Raw genomic sequence first — 18913 nt, forward strand, 5'->3', positions numbered from 1 at the left:
GGTCGGCCTCACCATTTTGCACTTGTCGCTTGCCGACGGGCGCATCCGGGAGGAGGGAGGCGTTCATCCCATTTACCAGCTTTGATTACACCATGCCTGTATGACCCAGCACCGCAGTTTATCGCAGCGAGCCGCAGTTCATCGGAGCGAACTGCAGTTCATCGCAATTGGGGTGTCACGTGAATGGACGATGTGACACACTCGATTCGCCAGTTGCACTTCTTCGCTATTCCCGTTCAGGCGACATTTCAGGAATGACGTTTGAGGTCATAGACGCAATTTCACCCCACCACCATGAAGCCCAAAACCATGAAGCGACTTTTAATAATTCTCTCAAGTGTCTTCGGACTGCTACTTGGCGGATGCCAATACAACCAAAGCCAGCGCACTGCTCCGGATGCGATTCATTTGCAGACGGATGGCCTTTTCGAGAAGCTTGTCGCCGTCAGGCGAGATCTCCACCAGCACCCTGAACTGGCCGGCTATGAATCTCGAACTTCAGCGACAATAAGCGCGCACTTGCGTGAAATGGGGCTTGAAGTTCAGACTGGTCAGTACGGCCAAAGTGTTATCGGCATACTACGAGGCGGGCACCCGGGAAAGACGGTTGCATGGCGAGCCGAGCTTGATGCACTTCCTGGCGAGTTCCGTGATCCCGCACTCTTCAGGTCGCAAAATCCCGGTGTTCATCATGCCTGCGGGCACGATATCCACATTGCAATTGCCTTAGGAATCGCCGAGGTCCTTGCGAAGCAGCGAGAGTTCTTGCATGGAACGGTTGTCTTCGTGTTTCAGGCGGAAGAGGAGACCTTCAAGGGCGCCAAGGGCCTGATCGACCGGGGTGTTTTCTCGTCCATCACCCCGGATGAGATCTATGGCCTGCACGTGACGGCATTGCCCGTTGGGCAGATTGTGGTCAAGGCGAATGAAATGTTCGCATATCAGCGGCGAGTCAGCATCAGGCTGAAAAACGAATTGTCGGGAGCGGATATAGTGCAGTTGACAAAGAATGTGAACAGTGAGCTGTCTCGAAGCCGGACTGGTGCGAAGCCTTGGGAGATTCAGAATATTGATGATCCTGTGATCGGATTGACGTCCCCGAATACTGCGTTTCAGGACTACCTGATCATGGATGCGACCTTTGATACTCGCACAGAAAACGAGGAGCTTGTTCTTGACTTCTATCTATATGAAACAAACGCATCGAAGCTGGATGGCATCATTTCTCGCGTCCAGCGCGTGATTGATGCCAGCGGCCACAAGAGGCAATTGATCTCCGTGTCGTATGTACAAGATAATCCCACTGTGCTCAACAACGCCTCACTGACTCGCTCCGCCATCCGCATACTGCAGCGAAGCCGCGGAGTTGACGCGGTCAGGCCAGCTTTTGGGCAGGCACCGTTCTTCAATGATGACTTCGCCTACTTTCAACAGAAAATTCCGGGTGTGTACTTTTTCCTCGGTGGATCAAATGCCGAGAAAGGTTTCGTTGCAATGAACCACGCGCCGGATTTTCAAGTAGATGAAGAAAGCATCCGAGTCGGAGTAAGCAGCTTCTCGTCCTTGATCATTGCGCGGCTAGGAACGCCTGACCAGGCTGAGCGAGACTAGGGGGGGGGGGGCTACGCGCAGCGTGCGTGGCCGCTTTGTGGCGGTCGGATCGACTGGCGCCACGTCTGCATCGGGGCGACTTCTGCCCCATCGTGACAAACCGTGAACTTTGCACGCGAGCAAGATGCTATCCTCACCATCTTAGGCCGCGTTCGGCCAACAACGGACCTTCAAATAAGACATTAGCTAAATAGGAGACTCTCTTGAAGCAGATATTCCGTGCCGTGACGCATCCACAAGGATGGGGAGGACTAGCCGATTATGAGATACGTGATGATGGGAAAATCTATCGTTCCGTGACGCATCCTGATGGCTGGAGCGGCCTTCCGGATTATGAGTTTCGGGGCGATAGCAAGATTTACAAGACCGTAACGCATCCGGATGGCTGGAGCGGTCTCCCTGACTATGAAATCCGCCCTGACGGCAAAATCTACCGTGCTGTTACTCACCCGGACGGCTTTGGTGGCCTTGCTGATTACGAGTTCCGCTAATTTCCGACCACCCGGCATATCAGTGAACCGCGACCGACTGCAGCTAGGTTAGTGGCCAAAAGCGGGCTTTACAAAGATTGTCACCATTCCCAAGCGACGAAAATGATAAAGAGTACTGTTACTGTCGCACTTTTACTATTTCTGGGTAGCGCTAGGGCTGGATGCGCGCCCAGTGACTTTGACCGCCTGCTACTCATGCAGGAAATTCGAGAACTTCGGACAACAACAATGAATGTCGTTCAGACAGTAAGTCGGCGCTCGTCAGACTTCGGAATGGCAATGCGGATAGTTGATGCAAGCTTTAGAATCCAAGCCGGCGCACAAGCTCTTAATGACCTGATATACATCAGTACTAAGATGGTGAATCACTCAGACCGTAAAGTTGTTGACGAACTATTTAAAGAGCGCGCCGGTAGCTATATCGAGAGTGTTTCCGATGAAATACGAAATGCCAACAGTAACGTGTCAGATATCACTTCTGGTGGCGTAGGGGTGCAAGCCGGTTTGTTAATCGCTCGCATGCAATCTGCGCAGAAGTTTTTTTCTAAATGTGGCTAGTAGGGCATTAACGGCCAGTAGCAGCCCTTCAAATATGGTATAAATATTTACTTCAACCGGATCTATCGAAAAATGAATAATGATGACAGTTACCACCTTTCTTTAGGTCGATTTGTAGATGCATTCGCAACAGCAGAACACAATTTAAAATTTGCGCTGGCGGCAATGGCAGGAGTCTCACGTGAAATCGCACAAGCGCTGTTTGCCAGTACCAGGGTGGATGTTTCAATTAACCTAATCAGGCAAATTTACGAAGCCAAGGGCAAAGCGATTGAGAACGAAGTTGATAAAGCACTGAGTCAAATGAAGTCTATTTTGACGGTGCGAAACGCGATTATGCATTATGGGGCGTTATATGACGGCGGCCACTTCACAACGTCTACAGCCCCGCACGCCTTGCCAAAACAGGCAAAGACATCCCGCTACAAACTTGAAGACCTTGAACGTATGAGTGCTGACCTTCTCGTAATAGGCTATCGATTTATTTGGATGGCTCTTCATGATCTGCCGGATGTTCCGTTAGAGTCCATAAAGTTGCTTGATGGCTATGCTCGAGCTCCGCTGCAATTTAAGCCTCCACAATTATCTGGCAAAAGAATCGAACTGGCTTAATTTCGATGTTCGCAGATAAAAGAGCACTCGTTGTTGACTGAATGCGGCCAGAAGCTGCCTGTCGTTGTAGAAAGTTTTTATATGAATTCATGTTCAACCGAAGGCTACAAGCCACCTGAAAACCGAGCCGAGCTTGAACTGCGATATGCTGCTGGAGAACGCCACTTCCCGAATACCGACTTGAGCGGCGAGTCTCTTGTTGGAATCAAACTGGATGACGCTGACTTCGAAAAGCATTCTTGGTTTTTTGATGCTGATTTTTCTGGAGCGAGCTTGCGCGGCGTGAGCTTTAGAGAATGTAATCTGAAATGTGTTAATTTTTCAGCTGCCGACCTCACTGGCGCAATACTTGAACTTGCCGCAATCGAGTCGATAAAGACAAATGGCGCGAAACTGGAGGAAGTTAGAGTCCGTGGCGCAAGTTTCTACGGCTGCGAACTTAGCGAGAACGATGAACTGCCGTCTTGGGAGTGGTAAGCTGGCGCCCGAGTTCGGCCAAAAGCGGAAGTCGCCAGCCCACGAACAATGGAATTGAGGGAAACCGATGATTAGCAAGGAAAGCGCTCCAGTTGGTTGGGCTGCACTTATGTACGAACTGGAAGACGCACAGGAGCATTTAGCGACTCTTATTTCGGAGATGAACAAAGACCCCGAATATGACGAAGCAAATTTGCGAATTGACCTTGGGCACGTTTTTTCGCATTTGAATAGAGCTTGGCATCGACGGAACCACGCTGATGACGTTGATGAAGAGACTTGGCAACGAGCCAGTCAGTTTCCTACAGACCTAGACCCGATATAGGGCATGGAACGAGGCGGACCGAATTCGGCCATTTGCAGACCTTCGAAATAGCACGAAAGAGGAATTGGAATGAGTGATATAAGAACGTACGAGACGTTCGATGATGCAAAGCTTTTGGCTCAGGACATCCTCTCCAAATCGCTTGATGCGAACATAGGTTGCGCACTGATTGCATCTATCGCTGTGAAGCTTCGCCATCCTGAGTCCCTGGAATTATTTTCCGCCTTAGCTCATGACCAATCTGGGCATGACCAGGTTGGAATCTCGACCGCCGACTGCGTGGATGATATTTTCGAGGCTTGCCACGTATTGTTGGGCAGTTCAACCAATGCACGCCATGGTATCTAGCGGTCAAGAGCAGACCACGACGACTATCAATAGCATAATGACGATGGATATTCTTGAATTTCCTCCCCACTTTCCACCAACTGACAAATGGAAGAAATTTTTCATCGGTGTCCGATGGTTGGGGCCGGACCTATCATTTTTTAAAACGCTAAAAGAACTTCAGGCGAACCGAACCGCTGCTGATATGTCCCAGTGGGGAGGTGGTGAGCGTCAGATTTTGGCAGAAAAAATATCCCAGATATTGCACGTGCAGCTTGGTTGGCGTTCTGCCTTGTTCATTCCCCAGGATATCGCGATGGTTGCCTTTCATGGTCCTCGCTTCGACTTCAGTGACCCTGATGCCGCCTTTGATGATATTGTTGAAATGCTAGAGCGAGACTACTCGTTGAGTCCCCCAAGTTCATTTTGGGAATCTATGGGGGATGCGACACTCGGGCAGCTGGTAGATGGCTTGCTTACACTTCGGTGACGGAGTTCGGCCAGAAGCAGACCTAGACGGACATGAAAAGTAGTAACCTCTTCGGAGCAATAATGCCTTCCCCAAAAATCAATGAAAGTACACAACGCGAATGGCGTGAGCTCGGGTTCTTTTACGAACGAAACGATGAGGCCAAAGAATGGCGGCTCCAAGGTTCCAAGATAGGTCTTAGACGATTTTCTGCCGCCATGCGGGCGTATGCAGAAAAGCCTGAAAATGAATTAGTGTCGGAGCATGAACACTTCGGGCCGTACATGTATCTTGAACTTGGAACATGGCAGCATTCGGAAATCACCGACCATTGGATTGCCGGACCATTGAAAGAGATAGCGGCGCTGGCTGATACTATGGACATTTGCCTAAACTCCGCATCTGTTGGCGATTGCATTTTTCTTCGCGCCGCATTCGCGCCAACAGCACCTTACGAGCTTGTGCTAGAAGTTCGTGATGGTACATTCGACCCTGCAACGGCTGACACAGAGTGCTGGTAGCGGCCAAAACCGGACCGACAACTTACCAAAGGAAACGAATGCCACAATTATTTTCTGAGGACAGACTCGATGCTTGGTATGACGGCTCGGCCGTATGTGTCATTGCTGTAGGAACTCACGGGGACCCACTTGACCTAGGTGAAGCGGAGGTCAAGGCCCTTATTGCCAAGCTTGAACTCTGCTTGAAAAAATATCAGCAAGATTAGCCGCCATCGGCCAAGAACGGCCGCTGGTTAACGTTAAAAATTCAATTAAAACTTTATTGACTTTCTGCAATGCTAAAAATGCGCGCTTACAAGTTGGCACTACTATTTATGGCATCTTACTCGCTTAGTGGTTGTTTTGGTGCCGGCACCGTTACTGAGAAGACTCTGGGTTGGTATGATAATGATGCTGGGAATATGGCACTTTGCCCTACCAGTTACGAAAAAATGATTATCGCCTGTGAAAATAAGTCACTTCCGAATCAGACTGGCGCCAAAAACATTAAACCAGATACACTCATCAGGATGTGGGGGGCACCCAATAGCGAGAACGTCATAAATGGAGTTCGCACATTGACCTATCGTCATGGCCTCGCGTGGCGCGGCCTTACAGTATTCGTAATTTTGCCGATACCTCTTCTATTGCCAATGGGTTACAACAGCGCGAAATTTTCCTTCAATAATGAAAATTTGGTTCATGTAGAATATACGTATAATGAACTCGATGCGACAGTTTGCGGTCTTCATAGTGAAGGGCCTGATGGTGTTGGGTGTGTCACCCATTGGCATTGATGTTTGAACGCTAGACTGGCGACATTCACATTGCCTGGGTACCCCGGTAAGTCGGCGTCTGCATTGTTGCGCTTTCTACCTTTAGCGAAATGGTGACAACCGGCCAGTTGCAGACAGAGGGTGGCTGACCTGCACACCTAGCCACGGAGACTGAAACCCTGCAAGGAGCGTAAGTGGATTTCGCGGAACTAGCTTTTAGAAGAATTGATGAGCACCGGCTAAAAGTTGACGCCTATGTTGATTGGGCAAATGAATTGCTTGAAGGCGGTTGTGACGTTCCCAGCATTTGGGAGTTGGCGGCCTACCGCTGGGATGCCTATATCGATCCTGATCAAGTTGAACGGTTATTTCTTTCATGCGTAGGCGACCTGGGGCTCGAATTGCCGAGCGACTGGTACGTCGCTCTTTGCGCATATTCCAGCATATTATGCGAGCGAATGTTGCATGGTATTACTCAACCATGGGACTGCTTGATTGAAATGTTGACTATCGCAGACGATCATAATGAGCCGTATATCCATTGGGTTTGGATAGACCTTTCACGTGACTTTGAGCCGATAGAACGTAGAAGGCCAGACTACATTTGCTTTAATGGCAGATTGGACCTTAAGAAATCCGATGACTGCATACGCACGGTCGCGCAGCAGTTCATCGCCCTTTGCACTTTACCTCTCCCCGAGAAATTCCCATGGGTCTGGCAATGTCAGGAATGCGGTGCGGTTGGCGAGGAGAGTACTTTTACCGACACAAAGGCTTGTACGTGTACAAAGTGTGGAACTGCTTTTGCAATGAAAAACATGCGCTTCTTCGAGCATCGAGATGAACTTGTTAGGCGCAGCGCGACGAAGTGAGCTGGGTCCACGGCTGGCGTGACCATGTTATCAATGACCGAACCAATGTCAGCAACGCTGCGGCTGCGTCAACGACGTGACCGAGTACAATCGGCCAGCAACGGACGGTTGAAGCACAAGAAAAGAACAGCTACATATGAGCACAACTACCTCGCAATTTGATCGAGCCATGGCAATGTGGCGGGAGCTTGACTTTCCAATCGTTGAACAGAAAGATTCTACGTTGCAATTCGTAGAGGATTTAGCTGCGATGTATAGTAATGGTGCCGTTATCCATAAGTCGTTCGGTGTCCCAGACCATCCGGATTTTGCAGCTTTCATAGATACCGGAGCTCTTCACTCAACTTACTTTTTTGAGCGCTTTTGGCAGACGAAATCGGTAGCCAGTGCATTTCCCCAATCGCTCAATGACGTCAGATTGTTGTCACCCGAAACCTTCAATTGGATTCACCCAGTCGAGCTGCCAGGATCGCTGGCCCGTGCACTTTTAAGAGGTGGTGCTTACACTTCAAAGCGCATGCCTGCACGAGATGCAATGGCAATTGCAGCTCAAGCGGCGGAGTCTCTTTTGAGAGGAGATTTTGATCACCCACAAGTTTTTGTTTCGCAGTTGCCGTGGGCCTCATTCTTCTGCGATGTGGCGTGGGACTATACATGGCTTATTATTCGACCAAAAGACAAGCGGATCGAAGTAATAATTGCAACCGACACCGATTAGTTTGATGCTACGGGCATTGTGACCCGAAACGGCCAGAAGCAGCCCCAAAACACGTCACGAAAATCTTCATGGAACCTGTAACACAATTTACTGCTGAGTTATCCTTTCATTTTAGAGAGCACGGTGCTGACCGGCAGCAGCGATTCGTTTTTGGCGAAAACCTGCATAGACGTGTGCCGATGAAAATGGATGGCGTTGATGGCCTCAACACAGTCGGAATGTGGACAGAAGCCGCGCAAGGATTTCAAAAGCATGACTCGACTACGGTTCGATGTGTTGTGCTTGCACCAGAACTTTTCGTTGACGTGGTGAAGCCAGGCGTAAAGTTTGAGCTTTGGGACGGCGGCTTCTTCGCTTGCGGAAAAGTTATTGAGCTAATTGAGGCGGGATGGCGGAAACTTTGAGTACACGGCCTAGCCGCCCTGTAACGGCCAAGACCGGACGTCACCACTAAATTAAATACGCTATGCCTAACCCTTTCATTGACCTCGCCACGTCGAAGAACTTCCGAATCTCGCATGAATACGAGACCGTGTGGCTGTTCCGAGATAGCCATTCGAGAGTCGTTATTGGTGATTTCTACGGCGATCCAATCGTTGCGATAATCGATGCTGAAGAACGATGGTGTGCCGTGGGTGGGTGCGGCTTGATCGTGTACTTGTTGGATGCACCGTTCAAGCCTTACGAGTACGATCAATGCTCCAGTCAATATCTCGAAGCTGGGCGCACGAAGCAAGATCAGTGGTGGGTAGAATCAATTGAACAAACAGGTCCGTTTTCCATTTGCGTAAAATGTGACAACGGAATTCAGCATAACCTTCAGCTTCACCGGGTACCTGACAGTGATGCTGAACTGGCAGGCTAAGGCCATAGACAGAAAGCGGCCAAAAGCATACGGCCGGAATGAGCCGCCGGAGCAACTTCTGGCTCTGCGAGCAGTGTCTCCTGCTGTACTACCGGGCTGAATTCCGGCGGTCACCGTGAGTACTGCTGGCCGCAACGATTGTTTGTGAAGATGATATTGCCGATGAAACCGTTTAAATTATTCATTAGTACAGGAGTTGTCTTGGCGCTGCTGCACATTAGCGCCTTTGGTCAGAATATTGTGAACAATACAGAAGTCGACCGTTTTCTAACTAACAGCGGCATGAAGATGGTTGTGGTGAACGGTCACAAAATGGCGGTTTCGCGGGCGTTTCGTCAAGGTCAACTAACCAAAGCTTCCGCTGATTGCTTTCGCTCGGATGAGGTCGTTGCTAGCTATATCCAGGAGGTACTGCTTCCGTTGATAGGAAATAATTTTAAAAATCCGGAAGATTTGAAAGCCGCAATCAACTTCAACGAGACGACTACCGGGATAAAGATTGCCAAGTATGTTGTGCTTGCACAAGAAAAGGCTCTCACTAGTTTCGAGCGTGGTGAAAATCTACCACCCTTAACGCCGATGCAGCTCTCTCAACAAGAAAAGGAAGAAATTGAACGTTGGGAGGCCTCGTCGCATTTCGTTGCAGTACGCCAGTTGGAAACAGTTATGAGGAACACGCGCTCTACGCCTGAACATAACTTGTGGCTGGCATCCAATTTAGCCAAGTGTTCCAATAAATGATGGCAGCCGTGGGCAGCGTCTGCAACGGGGCGAAAGCGGACCCAGCATTTGTAATGAAATTTATGTTGGTTTTTGGATTTTTAAAATTTTGATATGCGCCAGATATTTTATCTGCCTAATCAGTTCTGGTACTTTCTTATAGTTTTAACTAAAATAAATAAGGCGTCCAAGAGCGAGAATTTCCGCCTTTATTCGAGGGAGCACTTGAGGGGGCAGCTCCTTGTGGACCCAGCCCAAAGCTTGGATTCATCACGCTTCCAAGCCGATTTTCGATTCAGGCTCGGAGCACCAAATGAATGTTCTTTGGCGTCCACGGACGTACACTAAACCCGCGCCTCCTCCGGATAGCGCGGGTTTTTTGTATTTAAATGTTAAGAAGTCAGTTCGCGTCCACATCCTCGGATCCCGGCACAAGCGCGGGTACGTCAGGCACTTGGTTAGTTCAAGCAATCGGCCATCACGCCGTAAGGAGGGCAGGTCGGACGTCCGGATGGCGTTTGACGTGGCAGATTGCGGGAACTGACCACGATCCCCAAATGAGGTTGTACGACGCAGTCAAATGCGTGCTACTGTGAATCGCCATATCGGCGAGCGAGGTCACAAAATGAAAAGAAGTTCGTATTGGGTAAGACTGGGCGATGTCGCGGTAGACTGCTCGAAAATATCGGCATTTCGCAAAGTCGTCGCTACATCAGAAGGATTTCAAATGGAGCTTTTGATAGAAGGTGCATCATTGAAGCTTCATATTCTGCATGAGGATGCGGAACAACTTGAAGCCTATTGTTCAATTTCAATCGGCTCCTTGGCCGATGCGCACAGAAGCCGTCCCAAACGCATTAACGCTGCCACGCTGGCACGCGCCAATCTTCCGCGATAGCGCCTTGGCACGGGCGTTGTCTTGACTACTGTCTTGGTAGCTGTGTCAGGCAGGTATCCGCAGCACTGACCGGTTGATTTCCGGTCTGTCGGCCATTGGTAGGTGCCGGGGATTTTGCTGACACCTTCAATGATTGTGTTTTCTTCGAGATCCTTTTTTCAAAAGCAGCTCGCTGCCGGTAGCTGGCATGATAACGACATGCGCTACGCCAAGGTATAATCCCGCGCTCATTCCCTTGCCCGGTCCGGTTCGTCACGATACAGCCCGGCGGGCACTATCCCTGACTTCCCATGCCTGCTTCGCTTCCGCGTATTACTCCGGGCGACACGTCTTCCGTGCCGCCGTCCGCCGTCGCTCCTTTAAAGCATGCGGCGTTCCGCATGCTGTGGTGCGCCTGGCTGACCGCCAATGTCTGCATGTGGATGAACGATGTCGCCATCGCGTGGATGATGACCTCGCTCACCGCGTCGCCGGTCATGGTGGCGTTGGTGCAGACCGCGTCGACCCTGCCGGTTTTCCTGCTCGGCTTGCCTTGCGGAGCGTTGGCCGACATGGTGGACCGGCGCCGCTACCTCATCCTCACCCAGTGCTGGGTGGCGGCGGTGGCGTTGCTGCTGTGGCTGGCGATCATGTCCGGGATGACCTCGCCTGCGCTGCTGCTGGGACTGACCTTCGCCAACGGCATCGGCCTGGCCATGCGCTGGCCGGTGTTTGCCGCCATCGTGCCTGACCTGGTGCCGCGCGCGCAATTGCCGGCGGCGCTAGCGCTCAACGGTGTCTCCATGAATGCCTCGCGCATCATTGGTCCGCTGGTGGCCGGCGCGCTGATCGCCACTGCCGGCACGGCCTGGGTCTTCGCACTCAATGCCGCGCTGTCGACGCTGGCCGCGCTGCTCATCATGCGCTGGCGATATACCCAGGCGCCCATCCTGGCGGACCAGCAGCGCCTGTCCGCCGCGATGCTTGACGGCGTGCGCTTCGCCATGCAGTCCGCGCCGCTGAGGGCGGTACTGCTGCGCATATTCCTGTTCTTCTTTCACTCGACCGCACTGCTGGCGCTGTTGCCGCTGGTGGCCCGTGACTTTCAAGATGGCGGCACCGGAACCTTCACTATTCTGCTGGCCTGTATGGGGGGCGGCACCGTGGTTGCGGCGCTATTCCTGCCTCGCTGGCGCCAATCGATGTCACGTGAGATGCTAGCGCTACGCGGCGCCTTGGTGCTGTCGGCCGCAATGTGCGGCGTGGCATTTTCCACTCACGTTTATTTTGCCGCGCCCATCATGTTTGTGGCAGGCATGGCCTGGATCGCGACCGCCAACGCGCTGATCGTGTCGGTGCAGCTGGCGTTGCCCGACTGGGTGCGGGCGCGCGGCATGGCGATGTATCAGATGGCCATCATGGGCGCGAGCGCGGCCGGCGCCGCCTTGTGGGGCCAGGTCGCGGCGCTCGGCGGCCTGCGAACCAGTCTGGTCTGCGCGGCCGTCTCGTCCGCGGCGGCCATGCTGTTGGCGCACCGGCTCCGCGCTGATCGCACCTAACGTTTTAGGCCTCAGGCCACCCGGCGCCACGTTGCGCGCCGGCTCTCCACATCGATACCACCTACCAGGAAGCTTCCCCCATGAGCAACAGCACCTACGACAACACTGCAGGCGCGCCAGTTGTGGCGACCCCGTCACGCGGCCAGCGCGCCATGTGGTTCTTGTGGAATTTGAATCCCGACGGCGCGGAGTACGGTCTGCCGATGGCATGGACCATCCGCAGCCCGCTCAATGTCGCCGCGCTCGAAGCGGCCCTGCACGACCTGGTCCAGCGCCACGCCGTCCTGCGCACCAGCTACGCCGCGCCGCACGGCGAAATGGTGCAGCTGATCCATCCGCAGGGACGCGCCGGCTTTCAGCAGATCGATGCCGCAGGATGGGACGCGCAGCGGCTGCACGCGCGGCTGACCGAGGCGGCGCATCTGCCGTTCGACCTGAAGAACGGTCCGGTGTTCCGCTGCCACCTGTTTTCCGGCAGCGACAACGAGCATGTGCTGCTGTTCAACAGCCATCACATCGCGACGGACACCTGGTCGCTGATCATCATGATGGACGAATTGGGCGTGCTGTATCGCGACCGCGTTGCCGGGCAGGCGTCCGCGCCGGCGCCGGACGGGCTGTCGTACACCGACTACGTCGCCTGGCAGAGCGAGCTGCTGGCGTCGCCGCGCGGCGACGAGCACTGGACCTACTGGCAAGCGCAACTGGCCGCCCCGGCGCACTTGGACTTGCCGACCGACCGTCCCCGTCCGCCGGTGCAGCGCCACGCCGGCGCCGGCCACGCGTTCCAGCTGAGCGAGGAACTGACCCGGCAAGTGCGGGCCCTTGCCAAACAGGAGGACGTGACGTTTTACACGGTGCTGCTGGCGGCGTTCTACGCGGTGCTGTACCGCTACACCGGACAGGACGACCTGGCCGTCGGCTCGCCGCGCTTCGGCCGGCCGCCGCAGGGCTACGAGCGCGCCGTCGGCTACTTCGCCAGTCCGTGCGCGCTGCGCGTCCATGTGGCCGGCGACACCCCGTTCGCTCAGTTCCTGCATCAGGTGCGGGAGGTGCTGGTCGGCGCCAAGGACCACCAGGATTTCCCTTTCCCCTTGCTGGTGGAGCGCCTGGGCTTGCCGCGCGATCTGAGCCGCAGCCCGGTGTTCCAGGTCGCCTTCACCTACCAGAAATCGCAGCTGTCGCACATGCAGGGCGTGGCGGCGGCGCGGATGGGCCTGGCCGGCGCCAGCCTGGACCTGTCTGGCCTGCGACTCGACTCCTATCCGCTGGAACTGCGCAGCGTCAAGTTCGACCTCGACTTCGTGGTGGAGGAGGTGGACGGCTCGCTGCGCGGCGTGTGCTGGTACAACACCGATCTGTGGGACCCGGAGAGCGTGGCCTATCTGGTCGAGCATTTCCAGACCCTGCTGCTCGGCGCCACCCACGCGCCCGAGGTCGCGCTGGACCGGCTGCCGATGCTGACGGAGAACGAGCAGCGCATCCGCGCCGAGCACAACGACACCGACGCGCCGTTTCCGCAAGCCTGCGCCCATCGCCAGTTCGAACAGTGGGCGGCGCGCACGCCATCGGCCCCGGCGCTGCGTTACGGCGACGACGCCATGTCCTATGAGGAGCTCAACCGGCGCGCCAATCGCCTGGCCCATCACTTGCGCGGGCTGGGCCTGCAGCGCGGACAACTGGTCGGCCTGAGCATGGAACGTGGGCAGCCCGAACTGGTGATCGGCGTGCTGGCCATACTGAAAGCCGGCGGCGCCTATCTGCCGCTGGATCCGGAGTATCCGCAAGACCGGCTGGCCTACATGCTGGAAGACGCCGGCGTCGTCTTGCTGCTGACCCAGGCCGCCTTGCACGCGCGCCTGCCGGCCGGCGCCGCGCGGCTGGTGTGCGTCGACGCCGACCAGGCCGCCATTGCGGACGCGGCGGACGACAATCCGCAGTCCAGCCCGGCGCCGACCGACCTGGCCTATGTGATCTACACGTCGGGCTCCACCGGACGTCCCAAAGGGGTGATGCTGGAACATCAAGGCCTGTCGAATCTGGCGCACGCCATGATGGACGGCTTCCAGGTGGCGCCGGACAGCCGGGTGCTGCAGTTCGCCTCGTTCAGCTTCGACGCCTCGGTCAGCGAGATCTTCGTCGCGCTGTGCGCCGGCGCCAGTCTGTGCCTGGCGCCGAAAATGGACTTGATCCCGGGCGCCGCGCTGGTCCGTACCATCAACCGGCATGGCGTCTCGGTGGTCACGCTGCCGCCGTCGGTGCTGGCGTTGCTGCAGCCGGCCGACTTGCCGACGCTGAAGACGGTGATCACGGCGGGCGAGGCCTGCGGCCTGGAACTGGTCAGGCGCTGGAGCGCCGCAGTCCGCTTCATCAACGCCTACGGCCCGACCGAGGCGACGGTGTGCGCGACGATGGCCGTGCTGCCGCCGGAGACGCAGTGCGTGAGCATCGGCCGGCCGCTGGCCAACACCCGGCTGTATGTGCTGGATCCGCTGCTGCAGCCGGTGCCGCGCGGCGTCGCCGGCGAGCTGTATATCGCCGGCATCGGCCTGGCGCGCGGCTATCTCGGCCGCCCCGACCTGACCGCCGAGCGCTTTGTCGCCAACCCGTTCGGCTCCCCCGGCGAACGCATGTACAAGACCGGCGACCTGGCCCGTTATCTGCAGGACGGCAACCTCGAGTTCCTGGGCCGCCTCGACCATCAGGTCAAGATACGCGGCTTCCGCATCGAACTGGGCGAACTCGAGGCCGTCATCGGCGAGCATCCCGGCATCCGCGACACGCTGGTGCTGGCGCGGCGCGAAGCGAACAACGACCAGCGCCTGGTGGCCTACGCGATTGCCCGCGACGGCGCGGTCGTCACCGGCGCCGACCTGCGCGCCCACATGCAGGGCAAGCTGCCGGACTTCATGGTGCCGGCCGCGTTCCAATTCCTCGACGCCTGGCCGATGACGCCCAACGGCAAGATCGACCGGCGCGCGCTGCCGGCGCCCGCCGGCCGCTCCGCCGACGCCGGCATCGCGCCGCCGCGCGACCAACTGGAGCAGCAGATCGCCGCCATCTGGCAAGCGGTGCTGAACCTGACGGCGGTCGGCATCGACGACAGCTTCTTCGACGTCGGCGGCCATTCGATGAGCATCGTCGAGGTCGAGGTGCTGCTGGAGGAGAAGCTGGGCCTCACCGTGCCGACCATGGACCTGTTCCGCTTCCCGACCATCCGCGCGCTGGCCAATCACCTGCGCACCGCGCTGAGCCAAGGGCAGGACCTGGATGCGCAATCCCGCGAACATCTGCATGCCGCGCCGCCAACCGCGCCCGGCGCGCCGGCCGGCACTGAAATCGCCATCGTCGGCATGGCCGGCAAGTTTCCCGGCGCCGCCAACGTGGCGGAATTCTGGCGCAATCTGCGCGCCGGCGCCGAGTCCATCACTGAGCTGACGGACCAGCAGTTGCTCGACGCGGGCGTCGACCCGCAGCTGCTGCGCGAGCCGCGCTACGTCAAACGCAAGGGCATCCTGGACGACGTGGCCTGTTTCGACGCGCCGTTCTTCGGCTATCCGCCGCGCGAGGCGCAGCTGATGGATCCGCAGCAGCGCCTGTTCCTGGAACTGGGCTGGCAGGCGCTGGAGCATGCGGGCTACGGCGGCGCAGCCGATTGCGGCCGTGTCGGCGTGATCGGCGGTGTCGGCCGGGCGGGGTATCTGCAGCATTTCCTTGACGTCCGTCCCGAGTCCGCCGCCGAACTGTTCCAGACCACCATCTTGAACGAGAAGGACTTCCTGTCCACCCGCCTGGCCCACAAGCTGAACCTGCGCGGCCCCGCGCTGACGGTGCAGACCGCGTGTTCGACCTCGCTGGTGGCGGTGCACCTCGCCTGCCAGCAGCTGCTGCAGGGCGACTGCGACGTGATGCTGGCCGGCGGAGTCTCGATCGAGGTGCCGCACGCGACCGGCTATCTCTACCAGGAAGGCCACATCCTGTCACCGGACGGCCGCTGCCGGGCGTTCGACGCCGGCGCCGGCGGCACGGTGCGCGGCAGCGGCGGGGCGCTGGTCGTGCTCAAGCGCTTGAGCGACGCGCAGCGCGACGGCGATACCGTTTGGGCCGTGATCAAGGGTTCGGCCATCAACAACGACGGCAACGGCAAGGTCGGCTTCACGGCGCCGAGCGTGGACGGGCAGGCCGACGTGATCGGCCAGGCGCTGCGCCGGGCCGGCGTCGATGCGCGCAGCATCGGCCTGGTCGAGGCGCATGGCACCGCCACGCCGCTGGGCGATCCGATCGAGGTCGCCGCGCTGACCCAGGCCTACCGCCGCTACACGGCCGAGCGGGAATATTGCCTGCTGGGTTCGGCCAAGGCACATGTCGGCCACCTCGACACGGCGGCCGGCGTCACCGGCTTGATCAAGGCGGTGCTGGCGCTGCACCACGGCGAGGTGCCGGCCATGCCGCACTTCCAGTCGCCCAATCCCAAGCTGGCGCTGGAGCGCAGCCCGTTCCGCATCAACACCGCGCTGGCGCCCTGGCCGGTATCGGACCTGCCGCGCCGTGCGGCGGTGAGCTCGTTTGGCATCGGCGGCACCAACGCCCACCTCATCCTGGAGCAGGCGCCGCCGGCCCTGCCCACGGCGGCCGGGCTGCCGCATCAACTGCTGACGCTGTCGGCCAAGTCGGCCACGGCGCTGGACGCGATGAGCCGCAATCTGGCGGACTATCTGCGCGATCATCCCCAGGCCGACCTGGCCGATGTCGCCTACACGCTGCAAGCCGGGCGCGCGCCGCTGCCGCAGCGGCTCGCCGTGGTGGGCGCCGATGCGGCCAGTGCGGCGGCGATGCTGGCGTCGGCATCCGCGCATCCCGCGTCGGCGGCGATGGCGGACGGCGCCGCGCGGGTGGTTTTCCTGTTCCCCGGCCAAGGGCTGCAACAAGTCAACATGGGACGCGGCCTGTACGAGTCGCTGCCCGAATTCCGCGCCGAGGTGGATGCCTGCGCCGAGCTGCTGTGGCCGGTACTGGGCCTCGATCTGCGCACCTTGCTGTATCCCGCGCCGGAGGCCGAGCAAGATGCGGCGCGGCAGCTGGCGCAGACGGCGATCACGCAGCCCGCCATGTTCGTGGTGGAGTATGCGCTGGCCCGCCAGCTGATGCACTGGGGCGTGCGGCCGCACGCCATGATGGGACACAGCCTGGGTGAATACGTGGCGGCCTGCCTGGCCGGCGTGATGTCGCTGGCCGACGCGCTGACGCTGGTCGCCGCGCGCGGCCAGCTGGTGCAAAGCCTGCCCGCCGGCGCGATGCTGGCGGTCGAGGCCAGCCCCGCGCAGGTGCAACCCTTGCTCGGCGCCGGGGTGGACCTGGCGGTGGTCAACGGCCCGCGCGCCTGCGTGCTGGCCGGGACGATGGAAGCGATCGAAGCGCTGTCGGCCCCGCTGGCGGAGGCCGGCTTGCGCAGCAAGCGCGTGCCGACCTCGCACGCTTTCCATTCCGCCATGCTCGCCCCCATCCTGGACCAGTTCAGGGCGCGGCTGGGTGAGGTGGCGCTGCACGCGCCGCAGATTCCTTACATCACCAACGTGACGGGATCGTGGGTCACTGCGGAGCAGGCCACCAGCGCCGACCACTGGGTACGGCATATGCGCCAGACCGTGTGCTTTGCGCAAGGGCTGGAGCTGTTGCTGGAGACGCCGGACGGCATCTATCTGGAGACCGGTCCGGGGCAGACCTTCAGCGCCATCCTGCAGCGCCATCCCGGCAAGCAGAACGTGCGCTTTGCCGGGCCGACGCTGGCCGGCGTCACGCAGCCATCCGACTGTGCCGCCTTGCTGGCCGCGCTGGGGCAGCTCTGGTGCAACGGTGTCGCGCCCGATTGGCGGCGCTTGCACGAGCACGCGGCGCGGCGCCGCATCGCCTTGCCGGCGTATCCGTTCGACCGTTATCGCTATTGGCCCGAAGCGCGCCAAGCCACGACGTCGTCCGCCACGCGTTTCGCGGCCGTGACGCGCGTCGAAGCGGCATCCGCGCCGGCGCCGGCGTCTTCGCCTGCGCGCCAGCTGGCGCCGCGCGACGCGTTTGAACTGGAAGTGGGCAAGGTGTTCGCGGAGATATTGGGCGTGGACGAGCTCGCGCTTGACGACAATTTCTTCGAACTGGGCGGCAGCTCGCTGTCGTCGCTGAACGTCATTCTGCGGCTGGAGCGGAGCTTTGATTGCAGCTTGTCCAGCGCGGTCTTGCTGGAGCATCCGACGGTCGAAAGCCTGGCCCAGGCGCTGCGTTCCGGTAGCGCGACGGGCGGCTCACGCCTGGTCGGCATGCGCACCAGCGGCAGTCGCGCGCCGCTGTTCTGCATCCATCCGTATGGCGGCCACACCATGGGCTATGTCGAGCTGACGCGCTGTCTTGGCGCCGATCAGCCGGTGTACGGCGTCCAGGCCCGTGGCTTGCAGGGCGAGGAGGCGCCGTTGGACAGGATCGAGGACATGGCGGCGGACTATATTGCCTTGATCAAGACACGGCAGGCGAGCGGACCCTACCATTTGGCAGGCCATTCGATGGGCGGATGCATCGCGTATGAGATGGCGAGGCAGCTGCGGCAGGCCGGCGACGAAGTCGCGCTGCTGGCGCTGATCGATTCGCGCGCGCAGAACGCCAGCGCGCAGCCGCTGTATCGCAACGGCGCGTATGGCCAGCTGGCCGGCACGGACTGGCTGCATGACGATGTGGTGCTGCTGGGTATTCTGCTGCCGCGTTTGCCCATGGATTGGGAGCAGTTGCGCGGCGTGGCGGCGCATGAACAGTGGTCGCATGTGCTGGAGGCGGCCACGCGGCAGGGACTGCTGCCGCCAGAGGCCGGGGTGGGGCAGGTGCGGCAGATGCTCGCCGTGGCCCAAGCCAACGATACCGCGCTGCGCGCTTATCAGCCGCCGTGCGGCGATGGCGATACGGCGGTATTGCTGTTTTGCGGCACGGAGGGTTTTGCCCAGCAATTTGGCGAGCCCGAACTGGGCTGGCGCGAGCTGGCCTCGCACGGGCTGGAAGTCGTGACGATCCCGGGAAATCACCACACCGTCATGTTGGGAGCAAGCGTGGCGGCGATCGCCGAACGGCTGGCGGAGGGCTTGAACGCGCGAACCTGCTGACCGCCCAACTGCGCAATATG

General features: G+C 58.3%; 16 protein-coding genes and 1 pseudogene. All 17 read left to right on the top strand.

Features of this window, described 5'->3' with window-relative positions:
* Window positions 1-309: 309 nt before the first annotated feature.
* The 17 genes and pseudogenes from V6M89_RS22990 to V6M89_RS23070 all read left to right on the top strand — a co-directional run bounded on the left by V6M89_RS22990 (window position 310) and on the right by V6M89_RS23070 (window position 18893).
* The gene (locus V6M89_RS22990) at window positions 310-1611 is read left to right on the top strand and encodes a M20 metallopeptidase family protein (RefSeq protein WP_332855365.1); all 1302 of its coding nucleotides are present in this window, start codon (window positions 310-312) and stop codon (window positions 1609-1611) included.
* 203 nt (window positions 1612-1814) lie between these two features.
* On the top strand, window positions 1815-2102 hold the full coding sequence (locus V6M89_RS22995; protein ID WP_332855366.1) for a hypothetical protein: 288 nt from the start codon (window positions 1815-1817) through the stop codon (window positions 2100-2102).
* 102 nt (window positions 2103-2204) lie between these two features.
* Window positions 2205-2660, top strand: a complete 456-nt coding sequence (locus tag V6M89_RS23000; protein WP_332855367.1) for a hypothetical protein — start codon at window positions 2205-2207, stop codon at window positions 2658-2660.
* A gap of 72 nt (window positions 2661-2732) precedes the next feature.
* A complete protein-coding gene (locus V6M89_RS23005; protein WP_332855368.1) occupies window positions 2733-3272 on the top strand; it encodes a hypothetical protein in 540 nt (179 codons plus the stop codon).
* A 30-nt stretch (window positions 3273-3302) separates the two neighbouring features.
* Window positions 3303-3749 carry a pentapeptide repeat-containing protein gene (locus tag V6M89_RS23010; RefSeq protein ID WP_332855369.1) on the top strand — a complete coding sequence of 149 codons (447 nt, stop codon included), beginning with the start codon at window positions 3303-3305 and terminating at the stop codon, window positions 3747-3749.
* Between the two features lie 394 nt (window positions 3750-4143).
* Window positions 4144-4422: a hypothetical protein gene (locus tag V6M89_RS23015; RefSeq protein WP_332855370.1), complete on the top strand. Its 279-nt coding sequence runs from the start codon at window positions 4144-4146 to the stop codon at window positions 4420-4422.
* Between the two features lie 43 nt (window positions 4423-4465).
* A complete protein-coding gene (locus tag V6M89_RS23020) occupies window positions 4466-4891 on the top strand; it encodes a hypothetical protein (RefSeq protein ID WP_332855371.1) in 426 nt (141 codons plus the stop codon).
* Window positions 4892-4953: 62 nt separating this feature from the next.
* A complete protein-coding gene (locus V6M89_RS23025; RefSeq protein ID WP_332855372.1) occupies window positions 4954-5391 on the top strand; it encodes a hypothetical protein in 438 nt (145 codons plus the stop codon).
* 284 nt (window positions 5392-5675) lie between these two features.
* Window positions 5676-6167, top strand: a complete 492-nt coding sequence (locus V6M89_RS23030) for a hypothetical protein (protein WP_332855373.1) — start codon at window positions 5676-5678, stop codon at window positions 6165-6167.
* 173 nt (window positions 6168-6340) lie between these two features.
* Entirely contained in the window at window positions 6341-7018 is a 678-nt protein-coding gene (locus V6M89_RS23035; RefSeq protein ID WP_332855374.1) for a hypothetical protein, read from the top strand.
* Window positions 7019-7154: 136 nt separating this feature from the next.
* Window positions 7155-7736: a hypothetical protein gene (locus V6M89_RS23040; RefSeq protein ID WP_332855375.1), complete on the top strand. Its 582-nt coding sequence runs from the start codon at window positions 7155-7157 to the stop codon at window positions 7734-7736.
* A 68-nt stretch (window positions 7737-7804) separates the two neighbouring features.
* Complete coding sequence (locus tag V6M89_RS23045) at window positions 7805-8140, top strand: hypothetical protein (protein ID WP_332855376.1); 336 nt, start codon at window positions 7805-7807, stop codon at window positions 8138-8140.
* A 62-nt stretch (window positions 8141-8202) separates the two neighbouring features.
* Entirely contained in the window at window positions 8203-8601 is a 399-nt protein-coding gene (locus V6M89_RS23050) for a hypothetical protein (protein ID WP_332855377.1), read from the top strand.
* Between the two features lie 162 nt (window positions 8602-8763).
* Window positions 8764-9342, top strand: coding sequence for a hypothetical protein (locus V6M89_RS23055; RefSeq protein ID WP_332855378.1), 579 nt, complete (start codon window positions 8764-8766; stop codon window positions 9340-9342).
* 571 nt (window positions 9343-9913) lie between these two features.
* Window positions 9914-10219 carry a hypothetical protein gene (locus V6M89_RS23060; RefSeq protein ID WP_332855379.1) on the top strand — a complete coding sequence of 102 codons (306 nt, stop codon included), beginning with the start codon at window positions 9914-9916 and terminating at the stop codon, window positions 10217-10219.
* A 290-nt stretch (window positions 10220-10509) separates the two neighbouring features.
* Window positions 10510-11754: pseudogene (locus V6M89_RS23065) on the top strand (MFS transporter); the annotation flags it as partial.
* A gap of 83 nt (window positions 11755-11837) precedes the next feature.
* Complete coding sequence (locus V6M89_RS23070; protein ID WP_332855380.1) at window positions 11838-18893, top strand: non-ribosomal peptide synthetase/type I polyketide synthase; 7056 nt, start codon at window positions 11838-11840, stop codon at window positions 18891-18893.
* The last annotated feature ends 20 nt before the right edge of the window (window positions 18894-18913 follow it).

Source organism: Duganella sp. S19_KUP01_CR8, assembly GCF_036688705.1.
GTDB lineage: Bacteria > Pseudomonadota > Gammaproteobacteria > Burkholderiales > Burkholderiaceae_D > Rugamonas.